Origin of the sequence: Streptomyces vastus (genome assembly GCF_039532825.1) — a bacterium.
In the GTDB taxonomy this organism is placed as follows: Bacteria; Actinomycetota; Actinomycetes; order Streptomycetales; family Streptomycetaceae; genus Streptomyces; species Streptomyces vastus.
The window spans coordinates 140,700-155,762 of sequence record NZ_BAAASJ010000113.1 but is presented as its reverse complement, the minus strand read 5'-3'; the positions used below and the strand labels follow the sequence as shown (position 1 = coordinate 155,762).

14 protein-coding genes and 1 CRISPR repeat array are annotated in these 15,063 nt (G+C 67.8%); of the genes, 11 read left to right on the top strand and 3 right to left on the bottom strand.

The annotated features are described in order from the left end of the window. The first annotated feature begins 1 nt into the window (after position 1). The 11 genes from casB to ABD357_RS35495 all read left to right on the top strand — a co-directional run bounded on the left by casB (position 2) and on the right by ABD357_RS35495 (position 11,075). Complete coding sequence (gene casB, locus ABD357_RS35545; RefSeq protein ID WP_344395382.1) at positions 2 to 622, top strand: type I-E CRISPR-associated protein Cse2/CasB; 621 nt, start codon at positions 2 to 4, stop codon at positions 620 to 622. After that, positions 622 to 1,746, top strand: a complete 1,125-nt coding sequence (gene cas7e / locus ABD357_RS35540) for a type I-E CRISPR-associated protein Cas7/Cse4/CasC (protein WP_344395515.1) — start codon at positions 622 to 624, stop codon at positions 1,744 to 1,746. The genes casB and cas7e overlap by 1 nt, the downstream gene beginning before the upstream one ends. Further along, entirely contained in the window at positions 1,743 to 2,522 is a 780-nt protein-coding gene (cas5e, locus tag ABD357_RS35535) for a type I-E CRISPR-associated protein Cas5/CasD (protein ID WP_344395381.1), read from the top strand. The genes cas7e and cas5e overlap by 4 nt, the downstream gene beginning before the upstream one ends. After that, the gene (gene cas6e, locus ABD357_RS35530; RefSeq protein ID WP_344395380.1) at positions 2,519 to 3,172 is read left to right on the top strand and encodes a type I-E CRISPR-associated protein Cas6/Cse3/CasE; all 654 of its coding nucleotides are present in this window, start codon (positions 2,519 to 2,521) and stop codon (positions 3,170 to 3,172) included. The genes cas5e and cas6e overlap by 4 nt, the downstream gene beginning before the upstream one ends. A 56-nt stretch (positions 3,173 to 3,228) precedes the next feature. Then, on the top strand, positions 3,229 to 4,155 hold the full coding sequence (cas1e, locus tag ABD357_RS35525) for a type I-E CRISPR-associated endonuclease Cas1e (protein WP_344395513.1): 927 nt from the start codon (positions 3,229 to 3,231) through the stop codon (positions 4,153 to 4,155). Position 4,156: 1 nt separating this feature from the next. Then, positions 4,157 to 4,486 carry a type I-E CRISPR-associated endoribonuclease Cas2e gene (gene cas2e / locus ABD357_RS35520; RefSeq protein WP_344395379.1) on the top strand — a complete coding sequence of 110 codons (330 nt, stop codon included), beginning with the start codon at positions 4,157 to 4,159 and terminating at the stop codon, positions 4,484 to 4,486. Between the two features lie 17 nt (positions 4,487 to 4,503). Next, positions 4,504 to 5,447: a CRISPR direct-repeat array (repeat unit 29 nt; unit sequence GTCCTCCCCGCCGACGCGGGGGTGTTCCG). 427 nt (positions 5,448 to 5,874) lie between these two features. Continuing rightward, on the top strand, positions 5,875 to 8,655 hold the full coding sequence (gene haaT, locus ABD357_RS35515) for a cyclophane-containing RiPP biosynthesis TPR protein HaaT (protein ID WP_344395378.1): 2,781 nt from the start codon (positions 5,875 to 5,877) through the stop codon (positions 8,653 to 8,655). Between the two features lie 9 nt (positions 8,656 to 8,664). Further along, positions 8,665 to 8,979 (top strand): HaaA family cyclophane-containing RiPP peptide, encoded by a 315-nt coding sequence (gene haaA, locus ABD357_RS35510; protein WP_344395377.1) that lies wholly within the window; start codon positions 8,665 to 8,667, stop codon positions 8,977 to 8,979. Between the two features lie 13 nt (positions 8,980 to 8,992). Next, entirely contained in the window at positions 8,993 to 10,153 is a 1,161-nt protein-coding gene (locus tag ABD357_RS35505) for an FxsB family cyclophane-forming radical SAM/SPASM peptide maturase (protein ID WP_344395376.1), read from the top strand. An 80-nt stretch (positions 10,154 to 10,233) separates the two neighbouring features. Continuing rightward, positions 10,234 to 10,707 (top strand): cyclophane-containing RiPP N-acetyltransferase HaaN, encoded by a 474-nt coding sequence (haaN, locus tag ABD357_RS35500; RefSeq protein WP_344395375.1) that lies wholly within the window; start codon positions 10,234 to 10,236, stop codon positions 10,705 to 10,707. 2 nt (positions 10,708 to 10,709) lie between these two features. Then, on the top strand, positions 10,710 to 11,075 hold the full coding sequence (locus ABD357_RS35495; RefSeq protein ID WP_344395374.1) for a hypothetical protein: 366 nt from the start codon (positions 10,710 to 10,712) through the stop codon (positions 11,073 to 11,075). 10 nt (positions 11,076 to 11,085) lie between these two features. On the opposite strand, the gene ABD357_RS35490 is transcribed toward ABD357_RS35495, so the two are convergent. Genes ABD357_RS35490 through ABD357_RS35480 form a run of 3 tightly spaced genes read right to left on the bottom strand, consistent with a single transcriptional unit; the run spans position 11,086 to position 14,833 of the window. After that, positions 11,086 to 12,279, bottom strand: coding sequence for a UDP-N-acetylglucosamine--N-acetylmuramyl-(pentapeptide) pyrophosphoryl-undecaprenol N-acetylglucosamine transferase (locus ABD357_RS35490; protein ID WP_344395373.1), 1,194 nt, complete (start codon positions 12,277 to 12,279; stop codon positions 11,086 to 11,088). Continuing rightward, a complete protein-coding gene (locus ABD357_RS35485) occupies positions 12,276 to 14,441 on the bottom strand; it encodes a B12-binding domain-containing radical SAM protein (RefSeq protein ID WP_344395372.1) in 2,166 nt (721 codons plus the stop codon). The genes ABD357_RS35490 and ABD357_RS35485 overlap by 4 nt, the downstream gene beginning before the upstream one ends. Continuing rightward, on the bottom strand, positions 14,438 to 14,833 hold the full coding sequence (locus tag ABD357_RS35480) for a Fe(II)-2OG oxygenase family protein (protein WP_344395370.1): 396 nt from the start codon (positions 14,831 to 14,833) through the stop codon (positions 14,438 to 14,440). The genes ABD357_RS35485 and ABD357_RS35480 overlap by 4 nt, the downstream gene beginning before the upstream one ends. Between the last annotated feature and the right edge of the window lie 230 nt (positions 14,834 to 15,063).

Genomic DNA, 15,063 nt, shown 5'->3' with positions numbered 1-15,063 from the left:
AATGTCTTCTATCCCCATGGCGACGAAATCGGCGAAACAGAAGCAGATCGAGCGCCACGATGTCTTCGTCGGCTATGTCCTCGGTTTGTGTAAGGACAATAAGGTGCGGGCCGATCTACGCACCGGGCTTGGTCTGCCGTTCGAGCGCTGCAACTACCTGCACCGCTACCTCGTGCCGCGTCTGCCTGAGAGGCAGCACCCTGATGTCCGCCGTGCGCACTATGCCGTTGCGGCGCTGATCGCCGGGCGGCCGCGTAGCGCGCGCGACGCCGACGCGGAAGCAGTCGCCGACGGCAGCGCGGCAGTGCAGGACTGGTGGAAGCGGCCCAACCTGGGGGCTTCGCTTGCCGAAGTAGTGAACAGAAAGGCTCTCAAGCCTGGTTCGGCTGAGGGCGATCTGCATCTGATGGCACGCCAGAGCAGCGATGCGATCCATCCCCGGCTGCCCTCTCTGGTTCAGCACGTGCTGAACCGTGGCGTGACGGTCGATTGGGCCATCTTGCTCGACGACCTCTCGTGGTGGAACCGCGACCGGGACCGTATCGCCACGCGCTGGCTGGAGAGCTACTTCCGCACGCGCACCCTCGAAGACCACAACGACTCGCAGGAGGAAAACGAGTAATGTCACTGTTCGTCGATTTCAGCGCCATTCAGTCGGTGCCGGCAGCTAATCTCAACCGTGATGATCTTGGTTCGCCGAAAACCGTGAAGTACGGCAATGCCTCACGCATCCGAGTTTCCAGCCAATCCTGGAAGCGCGCGATTCGCCATGGCGTGGAGCAGGATCTCGGAGAGAAAGCCGCCCGCACCCGTCTGGTGCCCATCAAGGTCAAAGAAGCGCTGGAACGGGATGGATGGCCGTCCGAGCTGGCCGAGTTCGCCGGGTCTCAGATCGCCACGAGCGCGGTCAAGAAGCCGCTGAAGACTGAGGCGGCCGGACATACTTCCGTGTTGCTCTTCCTCCCGGAGAGCGGTATCGAGGAGCTGACCGCCGTGTGCTCGGAGAACCGCGAGGTACTGGAGAAAGGGCAGGGCAAGAAGAACCCCGGCGCTCTGCTGCCCACCGCCCGAATTCAGGAGATCCTCAAGCGCCGCACTGCCTCCATCAGCCTGCTGGGCCGCATGCTCGCCGAGCTTCCCGGCGCCAACGTGGACGGTGCCGCCCAGGTCGCCCACGCCTTCACCACCCACGCCAGCGAGCCGCAGCGCGACTACTTCACTGCTGTGGACGACTGGCTCGGCGAGGCCGATACGGGCAGCGGCCACCTGGACACGGCCGAATTCAGCGCCGGCGTCTTCTACCGTTTCGCTTCGGTCAATGTCACCGACCTGCTGAAGAACCTGGACGACGACCGCAAGGCGGTCCGGACCGTCCTCGCGTCCTTCGCGGACCAGTTCCTGATGTCGCTGCCGCAGGCAAAGAAGAACAGCACCGCCCCGCACACCATCCCCGATCTTGCCTACCTCGCTGTGCGCACCCAGCGGCCCATCTCCATGGCTGCTGCCTTCGAGACCCCCGTCACGGCCGATCGCGCGGGCGGCTTCTCCGGACCTTCGCGTCAGGCCCTGGCCGCGTACGCGCAGGACATCAACCGGCTCACGGGCAACCGCAACCGGCCCTTCCATGGCCACGCGGGCATCACCAGCACATCTCTCGAGGGCATCGGCAAGACGTACGAGTCCTTCCCCGACCTGATCGAGGCGGCCGTGGACGTGGCCCTGCCCGAATCCGGGGATGAACAGTGAGCGGACTGCTGCTCCGGCTGGCGGGTCCCCTTCAGTCCTGGGGCGAGCGCTCGGCGTTCACCCCAGTCCGCGACAGCGCCGCGTTCCCCACACGCTCAGGACTGATCGGCATGTTCTGCGCGGCCCACGGCCGCGGCCGCGACGAGGAGGGCCTCGCTCGATACGAAGGACTGGAGTTCACTGTCCGCATCGACCGGCCCGGCGTACGACTGATCGACTACCACACCGTCGGCGGCGGACGGCCCAAGCACCTGACCGCCGCCACCAGCGGCGGCGATCACAAGGGCGATGCCGTGATTACCCGGCGCCACTACCTGGCTGACGCCGTATTCATTGTCGCCGTCGCCGGACCCGACGACGAGATTGCGCGCATCGCCGCAGCCCTCGACCAGCCGTACTGGGCCCCCTATTTGGGGCGGCGCTCCTGCCTCCCCGACGAGCCATTCCTGCTGTGTGCATCCGTGGACGACCCCGTGCGCGAACTCATGGAACGGGTGCCCCTGAGCGTCCACGAGGCCGACGACCAGCACCGACCGCCCGAGACGACGGGCGTCTCGGTGGACTTCCTCTGGGAGAAGTACCACCGAGACCAACTGCCCGACGGGGCTGTCACACTCACCGCCAACGACGTCCCGGTCAGCTTCGCCCAGCACAGTCGCAGCCACGGCAAACGCCTCTTGTATCGCACGACTGAGCAACTACCCGAAGCCCTGCGGTCCGACCAAGCCACCCTGCACCAACGGCTCATCAGTTACGCCAAGGAGGAGGACGCGTGAGTACCGAAGCGGCCCTCGCCCGCATCCGGCTCAACCCGCACAGCCGCGAAGTACAGCGCGATCTGCGCGATGCCACCCAGATGCACAAGACCCTCATGCGCATGGTCCCCGACGACCTTGGCGACACCCCGCGTCAGGACACCGGACTGCTCTTCCGAATCGACGAGACCGAGCACGCCAGCACGCTCCTCGTCCAGGCCACAACCTCCCTTGCCCCAGACCGTCTGCCCGCCGGCTACGGCCAGACGGAGGTCAAAGACCTGGCCCCCATGTTCGCCGCTCTACGCAAGGGACTTGCTGTCCGCTACCGCATCACCGTCAACCCCGCCAAGCGCGAACGACTGCCCCTGGAGCACAAGAACAAGCGCGGCAAGATCGTTCCGCTCACCGGGGCCGAGGCCGACCAGTGGTGGACCCGCCGCGCTGCCGAGGCGGGCCTGGACCTCCACACACTGCTGCCCACCCCCCTGCGACCGGTTCGCCCCCGGGGAAAGGACGCCGCGGCCATGCGGCACAGCCTCATCCGCTACGACGGCACCGCCACCGTCATCGACCCCGACACGCTCACCCCTGCTCTCCTGGCAGGCATCGGACGAGGCAAGTCCTACGGTGCCGGCTTGCTGAGCCTCGCCCCCGCAACATCCGCGTGAGCGCCCCGAGAAGGGGCGGCGATGCCCGCAAACGCCTCGCCGCCCCGACCCTGGCCATGCTGCCGCGTGTTGCCGACTCCTTGTCCTTCCTCTACTTGGACATGGTCCGCGTCGTTCAGGACGACACCGGCGTCTGCGCCCAGATACAGGTCGACGACGACCACACCGACACCGTCTACATCCCCACCGCCGCAGTCTCATGCCTCTTGCTCGGACCCGGCGTCTCCGTCACCACCCGCGCCCTGGCCACCCTCGCCCGCCACGGCACCAGCGTCGTCTGCACCGGATCAGGCGGCGTTCGTGCCTACGCCGGAATCCTCCCCGACTCCCTCACCACCCACTGGCTCGAACAGCAAGTCAACGCCTGGGCCAATCCCGCAGCACGGCTCGATGTCGCCGTGCGCATGTACGGCATGCGTTTCGGCGACGAAGTGCCCGAGTCCATCACCCTCGCCCAACTGCGCGGCATGGAAGGCCAGCGCATGAAGGCCCTCTACCGCATCCTCGCCCAGCAGCACGGTATCGGCCGCTTCCGCCGTAACTACCACCCCGACCAATGGCAGGAACAAGACCCCGTCAACCTCGCCTTGTCCGCGGCCAACACATGCCTCTACGGCATCGTTCACGCCGCCCTGCTCGCCCTGGGCTGCTCAACAGCACTCGGCTTCGTCCACGCCGGCACCCAACACGCCTTCGTGTACGACCTCGCTGACCTGTACAAGGCCGGGACGACCTTGCCAGTCGCCTTCTCCTTGCACCAATCGACCGACCCGGAGCAGGAGGCCCGACGCAAATTCCGCGAAGAACTCCGCCTCTTCCGCCTCCTGCCCCGCATAGTCCAGGACATCCAGACGCTGCTCGGCTCCGAGGTGGACGACACCGCGGACCGTACCGAACGGCACGATGTCGACATGGTCCACCTATGGGACCCCAAGACTGGCGTCCTTCCCGCCGGGGTCAACTACGGACAAGAAGGCAGCTGACATGCCTGCCATGCTCGTCATCGCCACCACCGCCGTTCCCGACCACCTCCGAGGCGCCCTCAGCAGGTGGACCACCGAAGTCGTCCCCGGCATCTTCGTCGGCGCGGTCTCAGCCCGCGTACGCGACCAGCTGTGGGACGCGGTCACCGAAGTCGTCGGCGACGGTGCCGCCGTACTCGTCCACCCCGCCCCCACAGAACAAGGCTACGCAATCCGCACCGCCGGTACCCGCCGTCGCGTACCCATGGATTTCGACGGCCTCACCCTGATGCGCATGACGGCCGCGCCTCGACGTCCCACACTGGCAAAGGAGTTGCAAAGCCCGGGATGAAGGCCAGGTCGCGAAGTGTCCTCCCCGCCGACGCGGGGGTGTTCCGGTCCAGGCCCGCTGCGGCGTGAGTGAGCGGCGGTCCTCCCCGCCGACGCGGGGGTGTTCCGTTCGAGGCCTGGGGCGAGTCGAATACCTTGATGTCCTCCCCGCCGACGCGGGGGTGTTCCGACGCGAGAACGGACCGACGCCTTGGTGGTGGGGTCCTCCCCGCCGACGCGGGGGTGTTCCGCTGACCGACGAGGCCGCGGGCGGTCCGGCATGGTCCTCCCCGCCGACGCGGGGGTGTTCCGTCGTACGCTGCGCCCCCAACCCGGACGACGTCGTCCTCCCCGCCGACGCGGGGGTGTTCCGACGGCTCGTCAGCCACTCTGACTCTTGAGGTAGTCCTCCCCGCCGACGCGGGGGTGTTCCGCAGTTCAAGGCGGATTACGGCAGCCCGCTCACGTCCTACCCGCCGACGCGGGGGTGTTCCGGCGTCTGCGCCATCTGCAACCAGCCCGAGGCCGTCCTCCCCGCCGACGCGGGGGTGTTCCGGCGGAGACGGCGCGCCTCAGGCTGCTGGTGCAGTCCTCCCCGCCGACGCGGGGGTGTTCCGATGATGTACCGGCCCTCGTCCGAGCTGGACACGTCCTCCCCGCCGACGCGGGGGTGTTCCGTCAGTGTGTTCAGCGGAGGCGTCGATGCTCTCGTCCTCCCCGCCGACGCGGGGGTGTTCCGTGCCCTTGTCCGGAGTACTGGCGCGGGTCGCCGTCCTCCCCGCCGACGCGGGGGTGTTCCACCATGACCGTCACCCAGGCCCAGCCCGGCGTCGTCCTCCCCGCCGACGCGGGGGTGTTCCGGAACTCGCGGAGTTGAAGGAGAAGGAGAAGGCGTCCTCCCCGCCGACGCGGGGGTGTTCCGTACGCCTTCCTCGGGGTGTCGCGGGTCTCGCTGTCTTCCTCGCCGACGCGGGGGTGTTTCGATCTTCCCCAGCGTGGCCAGGGTGCACAGATCGTCTTCCTCGCCGACGCGGGGGGTGTTCCGAAGGTCCTTGACGCGTACGACGCCGCCCACCGGTTCCCCGCCGACGCGGGGGTGTTCCGCGGTATGCGGCGCGCGGAATGAGCAGGCCCGGCCGTCCCCGCTGATGCGGGGACGGCCGGCGCCGACCGCGCGGGCGGTGACGGTGCGGCGGTGGCGCGTGGGACGTTCTCGAGCGATCGTGACCAGGCGCTATATGGCGCAGAGGCGACCTTGACCAACGTCCGTGCAGGCTGATCCGCTTGGGGAGTTGGGGTGTCGAACTCGGGGGTTGCCGTTGTGGCCAGGTCGGATCTCTGTGCACCGTTACGGCTTGATGGCTGCGAAGCGATGACCGGCGGTCCCGTCGTCGGCTTGGCAGCGTGCGTGTGAGAGCCCGTCGAGGTGCGACGATCGCCGTCGTCGCCGGTGGTGGTGCGGTCACCACGATGCTCGTGGGCCTCGTCACGAACGCTGTGTCGGAACAGTCGCAGTGGCCTTCCTGGCTGGGCTGGTTGCAGGAGAACCCCTGGCTCTCGTTCGTCATCCTGGGCGTGGTCGCAGCGGGGCTGACGGGGCTGCTCGCCGCGTTGGACGATCGCCAGGTACCGGCCAGGAGCCCGGAGCCGGCGGTACGTCCGGATGACGGTGCGGGTCCGCCCGGCGCTGCCCGAGTGTTGCGGTCGCTGCCGCGCGACTCTACGGCGTTCACCAACCGTGCCGCGGAGCTGGAGTCTCTGGTGCGCTCGGTGCAGGCATCCCAGGAAAACGGCGAGGGCCTACCGGTCCATGTGATCGACGGGATGCCCGGAGTCGGGAAGACGGCCTTCGTGGTGCATGCCGGGCATGTGCTTGCCGATCGTTTCCCGGACGGTCAACTCTTCGTGAACCTGAACGGCCACACGACTGGGCGCAGCCCGGTTCAGGCTGGCGAGGCGTTGGCTTCGCTCCTCGCGGCCGTCGGCGTGCCGACGCAGCAGATACCCGTCGGCGACGATGTCGGGGCGATTACGGAAGCACGGGCCGCGATGTGGCGGAGCCGGTTTGCTGACAAGAAGGCGTTGCTGATTCTCGACAACGCAGCCAGCTATCGGCAGTTGGAGCCGTTGCTTCCCGGTGGGACCGGATGTCTGGTGCTGGTGACCAGCCGGAAGCGGCTGGCGGCGCACGAGGAGGTGGTCCTGCCGGTGGACGCTCTGCCGCGGGACCATGCGGTCGACCTGTTCGTACGGCTCAGCGGGCGGCCATCGGACATGCTCGACGAGGGCGTGTTGAACGAACTGGTGGGACTGTGTGGATACCTGCCGCTCGGTGTCTCCCTCCTCGCGGCACGGCTTCGACACCATCCATCCTGGAGTGCAGAAGACCTTCACGAGCGACTGGTGGCGGCGCAGGATCGTCTGGGAGAGCTGCGCGCCGGAGAGCGCGCCGTTACGGCGACGTTCGATCTCTCCTACCGTGATCTCACACCGGAGCGGCAACGCTTCTTCCGACAGCTCGGCTTCTACCCGGGTACCGATCTCGACGCCTACGTCGGGGCGGCGCTCGGCGCGGTCTCGGTGGCAACGGCCCGCCGGTACCTCGACGCCCTCTACGACGACAACCTGATCGACGAATATCCAGGGAGCCGCTACCGGCTTCATGACCTTTTACGCGACTACGCCCGCGGTCTTGCTGCCGAAGGAGACAGCATGGATCAGGTACAGGCCGTTCAACGCGTGTGCACCTACTACCTGGCAGCCCTCGCCGTCGCGAACGGGCGCATCGTCCGCAGCGGCGCCGTGGCGCCGCCTCCTCCGGACGGAGCTCAGCAGGTGGAGACTCCCGCCCTGCCGTCGCGTTCGGACGCCCTGAACTGGGTGGAGAACGAACGCGCCAATGTCTTGGCCTGTATCCGGCAGGCGGACTCTCTCGCCCTGCACGACGCCGTGATCCGCCTGGCCGCGGCCATGGCCCCCTTCCTGCGCCAGTCCGGCCCCTGGGACCAGGCCGTCGGACTCCACCGGACCGCCGCCGAGGCCGCCCGTCAGACCGGTGATCAGCAAGCCCTGGCCGACGCCCTCGCCGAGCTCGGCGTCGTACGCCGTTTCATGGCCGCCTACCCCGAGGCGACCGAGGCCCTGAGCGAAGCGGTGACGCAGTACGACGCCGTCGGTGACCGCCGCGGCAAGGCGAACGCCCTGAACCAGGCCGGCATCGTCTGGTACCTGACCGCGGACAACGAAGACGCGGCCCGCGCCCAGACCGAAGCCCTTGCCCTCTATCGTGAGGTCGGAGACCGACTCGGCCAGGCGAACGCGCTCGCGGACCTCGGCATGGTGCGCCGGCAGATGAGTGACTTCGACGCGGCCGTGGAGGCGCAGAGCGAAGCCCTGTCGATCTACCGCGAGCTCGGCGACCGATACGGGGAAGGGAACTCCCTGCGGGACCTGGGCGTCGTGCACTGCCTCATGGGCGCGTACGACGTAGCCGTACAGCACCACCAGGAAGCATTCGACATCTACGTCGAGCTGGACGATCGCCTACACCAGGCGTACGCACTCAACGAGTTGGGCGTCGTACGGCGGCTGCCCGGTGATCTCGAAGGAGCACGAGACGCCCACACGCAGGCGTTGGAGTACTACACCGAGCTCGGCGACCGGTTCGGCCGTGCCAACAGCATCCGCCACATCGGGACCCTGGACCGTCTCTCCGGCGACGGGCCAAACGCGATCCGCGCGCTCCAGGAGGCCCTGGATGCGTACCGGGACCTCGGCAGCCGCGGCGGGGAAGCCGCCTCGCTCAGCGAGTTGGGCGCGGCGCGCGGCATGGTCGGTGAGCAGGACAGTGCCGTCGAGGCGTTCCAGCGGAGCCTGGAGATTCTGCGCCAGCTGGGCGATCGCTGTGGTGAGGCCGAAGTCCTGAACCACTGGGGAGCTCTACTGCGTACCTCCGGCAACGAGGCGCAGGCGCGTGGCCACTTCGAGCAAGCCCTCCGGTTGGCGCGAGACGTTCGCTGCCCTCTGGAAGAAGCTCGGGCGCTGGAAGGCGTCGGCCGCTGCGACTTGGGGATCGACGGGTCTACAGAGGCTGCTGAGTTGCTGCGGGAAGCGATCACCGTCTATCGGAGCTTGGGCGCGGGCGCCTCGGCCGACGAGGTCGAACGGCTCCTGGCGTCACGGGCAGGATGAGCAGCCCGCATGGCTGATTTCGCCGTGTCGCGGTATGTGGCCGCACTGCTACGTTGTGGCTTCGCTTTGCGCTTGAACTACCGCGAACCGGTCCTGAGGCACGTTGATCACGAGGAGCGTCGAATGCCGTCACGCACGCCCGTTCCCGCGTCGCAGGTCATGGGCCACACCAGTCCGGTCAGCTCGGAGACCGCTCCAACAACCGCGGTTCTGGACCGTGTTGCCGCCCGCGTACAGCAACGGCTTGCGGCCGAGCAGACCGCTGCACGCCGCACCGGAGACGGTTCCCACTCCGCCTCCCTCATCTGGCCTTGGCCGCTGTGAGCGCACGCGCTCGATGACTCAGTACGAAGGCGCCGTTCCCTTCCGGACGTTCATCCTCAAGGTCGCCAACCGCTGCAACATCGACTGCGATTACTGCTTCGTCTTCAACTCCAAGGACCAAGCGGCGCGGTACCTGCCCGCCCGCATGGATCTGGACGTCGCCCGAGTCGCCGCACGCCGGATCGGTGAGCACGCTCGCACGCACAAGCTGTCGTCCGTGCACGTCGTACTGCACGGAGGCGAGCCGCTGCTCGCCGGTATCCGGCACCTGGCCGACCTCCTGGCCATCATCCGGGACGGAATCCCGGCGCACACGGAGGTCCACTTCGAACTTCAGACCAACGGCACGCTGCTTTCCGAGGCATGGCTGGATCTCTTCGAGCGATACGAGGTGGCCGTGGGCGTCAGCCTCGACGGGCCGCCGGCCGCGAACGACCGGCACCGCCTGACCCTCGTCGGTCGCTCCAGCGCCGCACCGGCCGTACACGGCATCGAACTCCTACGTACCCGGCCGCACCTTTTCGCGGGCCTGCTTGCCGTCGTGGACCTGGCCAATGACCCGGTAGAAGTGCATGACTACCTGGCCTCGTTCGAGCCACCGACGATCGACTTCAACCTCCCGCACGGCACGCACGACGACCCGCCGTACCGCACCGACCCGGACGTTCCCGAGTACGGACTCTGGATGAGCAGGGTGTACGACGCCTGGCTCGCCCACCCTGAGTACCAGCACACCGTTCGGATGCTCGAGGACATCGTCGCGCTCAGCTCCGGGGTTCGGAGTTCCGTGGAATCGCTCGGCTTGGCTCCGCCGTCCAGCGTCGTGATCGAGTCCGACGGTGCGATCGAAGGCGTTGACACCCTGCGGGCCGTCGAAGAGGGGGAGTCCGCTCTCGGGCATCACCTCTCCAGCTGCTCCTTCGACCAGGTCCTGAATCACCCGAAGCTCCTGCACCGCCAGGATGTTGTGAGTTCACTGGCCGTGGAGTGTCAGAGGTGCCCGCTGGTCGAGGTGTGCGGTGGCGGCTATCTCCCGCACCGTTTCAGTACCGGGCGCGGCTACCAGAATCCCTCCGTCTACTGCGCGGATCTGGAGTACCTGATACGGCATGTCCAAGGGTCCCTACGGGAGTACGGCTGGAACCTCCACGAGTCAGCCGCCCCTGCGCCGTAGCCGCGTACCGCCGTGCCGATACGAGAGACCACGCGTTGGAGCAATCAAGTGAAGTCGACGAACAGCAACGGGAGAAGCAGATGGGTGTGACGATCCGGCCCGCAGAGAAGCGGGACGTCCAGGTCGTGGCCGAGCTGATCGAGGAGATCGAGCGGTACTACGGAGCGACCGAGTTCCAGCCGATCGACGAGCGCATCTCCCAAGTGGAGGAAGCCCTCTTCGGCTCGCCTCCACTGGCGTCCGCCCTGCTCGTTGAGGATGAGGCCGGGAACATCGTCGGCCTAGCGGCGTACTCGTTCCTCTGGCCGGCCGCAGGGTCCTCACACTCCCTGTTCCTCAAGGAGCTCTACGTCCGCGACACCCTTCGTCGACAGGGCATCGGCGCCCGCCTCATGGATGAACTCCGCGCGGTGGCAGCCAAGCGCCCTGGTTGCAGCCGCGTCGAGTGGATGGCGGACCGCGAAAACCCGGGTGCGCCAGCGTTCTACAGGTCGCTGGGGTTCTCCGAGTGCGACGGGAAGATCGTCTATCGAGTCGACGCCGGAGCGGCCTGAGAATGAGCAAGGCCGTGACGGAAGAGCGTTGCGAGCGGTGCGACTTCATCATCGGGATGGGGTGTGCCTGCCCACCGGATGGCGCCGTGCCGAAGGCAGCACAACCAGCGCCCCATAAGCGACAGGAGTGGCGGCGCTTCCCAGCCGACACCATCCTCATCTCCGCTACGCAGTACGCGCACCTGCCGGGCGCGTGCGGCCACCCCACCGAGGAGTTGGTGACGCCGCCGCGTTGGGGCTGGATTCCTGATCCGGCGCCCGGGCTCTGGGACCGTCTCGGCCCCAGCTATCCCGCAGTCGCGACGCAAGGCAACACCTCACGACGCGCGATCAAGCGGTGCCCGGAGTGCGAAGCAGCCCTGTCCTGAGGCGGAATCGTCAGACGGCCACGCTCAGCAGGACGTCGGTAAGGCGATCCGCCGCGTCCGGACGTCCCAGACCGCGGGCCTGCTGGGCCATGTGCTGGCGCTGCTCGGCTGAGCCGAGGATTGGGCCGACCGCCGCGCGGAGACCTTCCGCGGTCACCGCGTCCTTCAGCAGGCCGACCGCGGCCCCCGCCGCCTGAAGATGCAGCGCGTTGTGCTCCTGCTCGTTGCCCGCCGAAGTCGCGAGCGGAATGAGCACGGACGGCTTACCGAGAGCCGTGAGCTCAGCGATCGTGCCCGCGCCGCTACGGGAGATGACGACGTCAGCGAGGGCCAGTACGTCGGGAAGTTCCGGCCCGACGAAATCGGTGACCAGGTAGCGATGCCGGACGTCGTCCGGGAGCTCGGCGGCGTACCTGCGGGATTCCTCGATGGAGGTGGCGCCGCACTGGTGAATGACGTTGGCCTGGTTGAGCAGCCACGGCAAAACCGCGCGGACCACAGTGTTGATCTGGACCGAGCCCTGGGCTCCGCCCGTGATGTACACCGTCGGAAGGCTCCGGTCGAAGCCGGTGAGGCCAAGCGCACTGATCGCCTTGTCCGCCTGGCCAGTCAGGACTTCGGGGCGTACAGGGTTGCCAGTGACGACCGCCGAATCGCGCACCGAATCCGGCAGCAGCGGCAGCGTCGACTCGGACGAAACAGCAATCCGGGTGGCGGCGCGAGCCAAGGCCCGGTTGGCCAGGCCCAGCCGGACCGTCTGCTCGTGAATGACCAGCGGACGTCGGCAGAACTTGGCTGCCAAGCCGACCGGAACGGCTACGTAACCCCCGGTCGACAGCACCACATCCGGCCGGAAGTCGGAGACGATCGTACGAGCCTGCGCGGCGCCCAGCGGGACGCGGCCCATGTCCTTGATGTTGGCCGGGGAGGCCAGCTTGAGCGGGTTGCTGGAGCGGCGGATCTTGCCGGTCGCGACCGTCTTGAACGGGATGCCCTCGCGCTCGGTGACCCGCGCCTCCAGACCAGCCGCCGTGCCGACCCACAGCACGTCCAGGCCGATGCCCAGGCGGGCGAGCCGTGCGCTGGTCGTGCGGATCGCGGTGAGCGCGGGGTAAGTGTGGCCGCCGGTCCCGCCGCCCGTGACGATCAGCCGGAAGGGTCGGCCGAGGGCGGCGAGGCGGCGGTCGAGGTCAGCACTGGTCACGTTGTGGGGGGTTCCGTTCCGGCGGGCGCCGGGGCGCTGCCCGGGCCGGGAGACATTCGGACTTGCCGGACGATATCAGGCAGGCGGACCTTCGTGAGGAGCCGTCCAACACCCCAGGGAGTAGCGCCGAATTGACGCAGGTACGTGTTCAAAGTGCGCTGCTGGGCGGGGGTGAGGACGAATTCCCGTACGCCTTCTACGGAGCGTCGGAAGCGGCGGAGATCACGTACGTCCTCCCGTCGTTGCGCAGCTCCCAGGAAGAGGGCGAGGTTGAAGCCCGCAGTCTGACGCAGGACCGCCGGTGGGTCGACGCGGAAGATCTCGGAGAGCATCAGGCGGTGGTACTCGGCGCCCTCTTGCACCAGCGCCTCAATCAGGCTGCCGCCGCCCACGCCGACGCGCGCCTCACGCAGGGCGGCCAGACAGGCGCGAGCGGCCAGGTCCGCGGTGTCCTGCAGAGCCTCGGAGATGATGCGGGTCCGGTAGGTGTAGAGCAGGTTGTTGCCCAGGTGGCCTTCGATGTATTCGTCGATGTGCTCGGTCGCGTGCGTGAGCAGCGCGGTGCGGTCGTCCCACAGCTGTTCGTCCGTCTCCGCCTCGAACTCCTTCAGCACGGCCGTCAGCGTCGGGCCGTGCCCCATCGACCGTGCCAGCTCCAGCCAGCGCATGGGTGACACGCCGTGCGCTCGCAGGAGAGCCAGGAGTACGGCGAAGACACCGCCGTTGTAGAGCGAGGCCAGGAACAGGTTCATCACCCGGCATTCCCGGTAGTCCTCGTACGGCATGTCGGGGACCGTGACGCATACCTCGTCCACCTCGGCAGCCCGCAGCTCCTCACCCAGCACGTTGTAGGCGCCGTAACAGCGCGGCATGGCCCGCCACTTGGTGACCAGCCCGTGCTCGCGGCGGTAGGCGTCCGTGCACATCTCGCTGCCCGGCAGGAGGGTCAGCTGGAACATGTTCAGGCGGTCGAAGCCTGCGTCCACGAGCTGGCGCAGCGTGCCGAGGTGCTTGGTCTTGGAGTCGCCGGGCAGGGCGAGGATGACCTCGCTGTACGTACCGGCTCCCGCGTCCGAGGCGGCGAGGGCGATGTCCATGAGCTTGCCGGCGTCGATGTTCGACCGGGCGATCCTGCGCAGGACGTCGGGGTCGAGGGACTGCACGGCGCCCGACAGGCTGATCGCGCCTGGCACTTGGGAGACGGCGGATAGGACTCGGTCGCGCTGGTTCTTGCCGGTGGTGACGTTGACGACGCGCGGCCAGCCGTAGAGCTGCTGGCATTCGGCGATCACCCGGCAGGTGCCGTGGTCGTCGGGGTACATGCCGAAGTTGCTGTCGGTGATGAGGAGTTCGTTGCGGGCGGTCCCCGCTTCGACCAGGGGCTTCATGCGGTGGCCGATGTAGTGCAGTTCGTCGCGGATTTGCTCGGCGTGCTTCTTGGCGACCCGCTGGAAGTACGACGTTCCTTCCTGGCAGAAGGTGCACTTGAACGGGCAGCCACGGTTCGTCTGCACGGTGGGGACGAGCCTGCCGTCGAAGAACTCGTCCATGAGGCCAGCGACGTACGGGGACGGCACGACGGACAGGTCGTGGATGCGCAGCCGCGGGCGCGGGGCATGGAGTATCCCGTCGTCGCCGAGGCAGTGCACCCCGTCGACGTGTCCGCGGATCTCGGCGCGGTCGACGTCGTTGAGGGTGCGAAGGAGGTCGGCGAACGCGGGCTCGCCCTCACCATCGATGTAGAAGTCGACCTTCCCAGCGAGGCGCTCATGCCAGAACTCGTTTTGCTCGGGGCGGCGGAGCGGGTAGTGCGGGCCACCGAAGACGACCGTCGTATGTGGGAAGTGCCGCTTGATCAGCTCGGCGAATGCGAGCGAGAGTTGGCTGTTCCAGATGTAGTGCGAGAACCCGATCACGTCGGGCGGCCCGTCCGCCTCCAGAGCGGCTGCCAGCGCCTCGGGGTACTTGAAGATCCGTACGGGGTGGACGAGGTCCATCTTCGTCGCGGCGTAGGTGGCCAGGCCCGCGATCGCCTGCGGCATCGTCTCTGCGGAGATCGTCTGCTGGGTGTACGTGAGGTCGGCCAGCCACACCGTCAGCGTGACCCGCGGCCGTGTGGACGAGACGACGGTCGGTGTCGGCAGGGGGACGGCTGTCGTCATGACAGGACCTCCTCGCGGCGCAGGAAGATCTGCAGGAGCAGCCGGCGCTCGTCCGCGGGCACGTCCTCCTGGCCGTCGCCGAGGGCCTCACGGCCGTGGCAGCTCAGGTGCTGGTTGACGATCAGCAGGTCGCCGCGGCCGAGCGGGAACCGCCGCTGCCCGCTGATGAGTTCACGTTCCAGGGCGCGAGCAGCCTTGGTGTACGGGTCGTCGGGGTCGGCGTCGGCGAGCATCTTCGCCGTGAAACGGACGAAGCCTCCCAGCGGCGAGTGTCCGTCGATGATGGGGAAGGGCTTCCATTCCTCGCCGACGCCGGTCAGTTCGTAGAAGTCGCCGTCCTCGTACCTCGGGTGGGTGAGCAGCTCGGCGTCCACGTAGCTGAGACGGTCCACGGCTCGGCGGACCTGCGAGACGAGGCTGTGGCCTTGCCCCTTCGGATCGAGGACGTACGCAGAGCAGCGCACTGTAGTCGGGCGGCCAGGTGGAGTTGACGATGTCCAGGTGCATCGGGTTGTAACCGGCACCAGTCGCGCGCATCGGATCCTTCGCCAGATTGGTGCCGAGAGGCTTCCACAATGGCCAGCGGTCGAAGGCACGCAGGGGCCTGGCGATCAGGGAGAGC

What these genes read in the sequence shown, in the direction of transcription:
- cas7e (WP_344395515.1), top strand. Translation starts at nt 622, where the DNA reads ATGTCACTGTTCGTCGATTTCAGCGCCATTCAGTCGGTGCCGGCAGCT.
- haaA (WP_344395377.1), top strand. Translation starts at nt 8,665, where the DNA reads ATGGCTGATTTCGCCGTGTCGCGGTATGTGGCCGCACTGCTACGTTGT.
- ABD357_RS35495 (WP_344395374.1), top strand. Translation starts at nt 10,710, where the DNA reads ATGAGCAAGGCCGTGACGGAAGAGCGTTGCGAGCGGTGCGACTTCATC.
- cas2e (WP_344395379.1), top strand. Translation starts at nt 4,157, where the DNA reads ATGCCTGCCATGCTCGTCATCGCCACCACCGCCGTTCCCGACCACCTC.
- ABD357_RS35485 (WP_344395372.1), bottom strand. Translation starts at nt 14,441, where the DNA reads ATGACGACAGCCGTCCCCCTGCCGACACCGACCGTCGTCTCGTCCACA.
- cas1e (WP_344395513.1), top strand. Translation starts at nt 3,229, where the DNA reads ATGCTGCCGCGTGTTGCCGACTCCTTGTCCTTCCTCTACTTGGACATG.
- haaN (WP_344395375.1), top strand. Translation starts at nt 10,234, where the DNA reads ATGGGTGTGACGATCCGGCCCGCAGAGAAGCGGGACGTCCAGGTCGTG.
- casB (WP_344395382.1), top strand. Translation starts at nt 2, where the DNA reads ATGTCTTCTATCCCCATGGCGACGAAATCGGCGAAACAGAAGCAGATC.
- ABD357_RS35505 (WP_344395376.1), top strand. Translation starts at nt 8,993, where the DNA reads ATGACTCAGTACGAAGGCGCCGTTCCCTTCCGGACGTTCATCCTCAAG.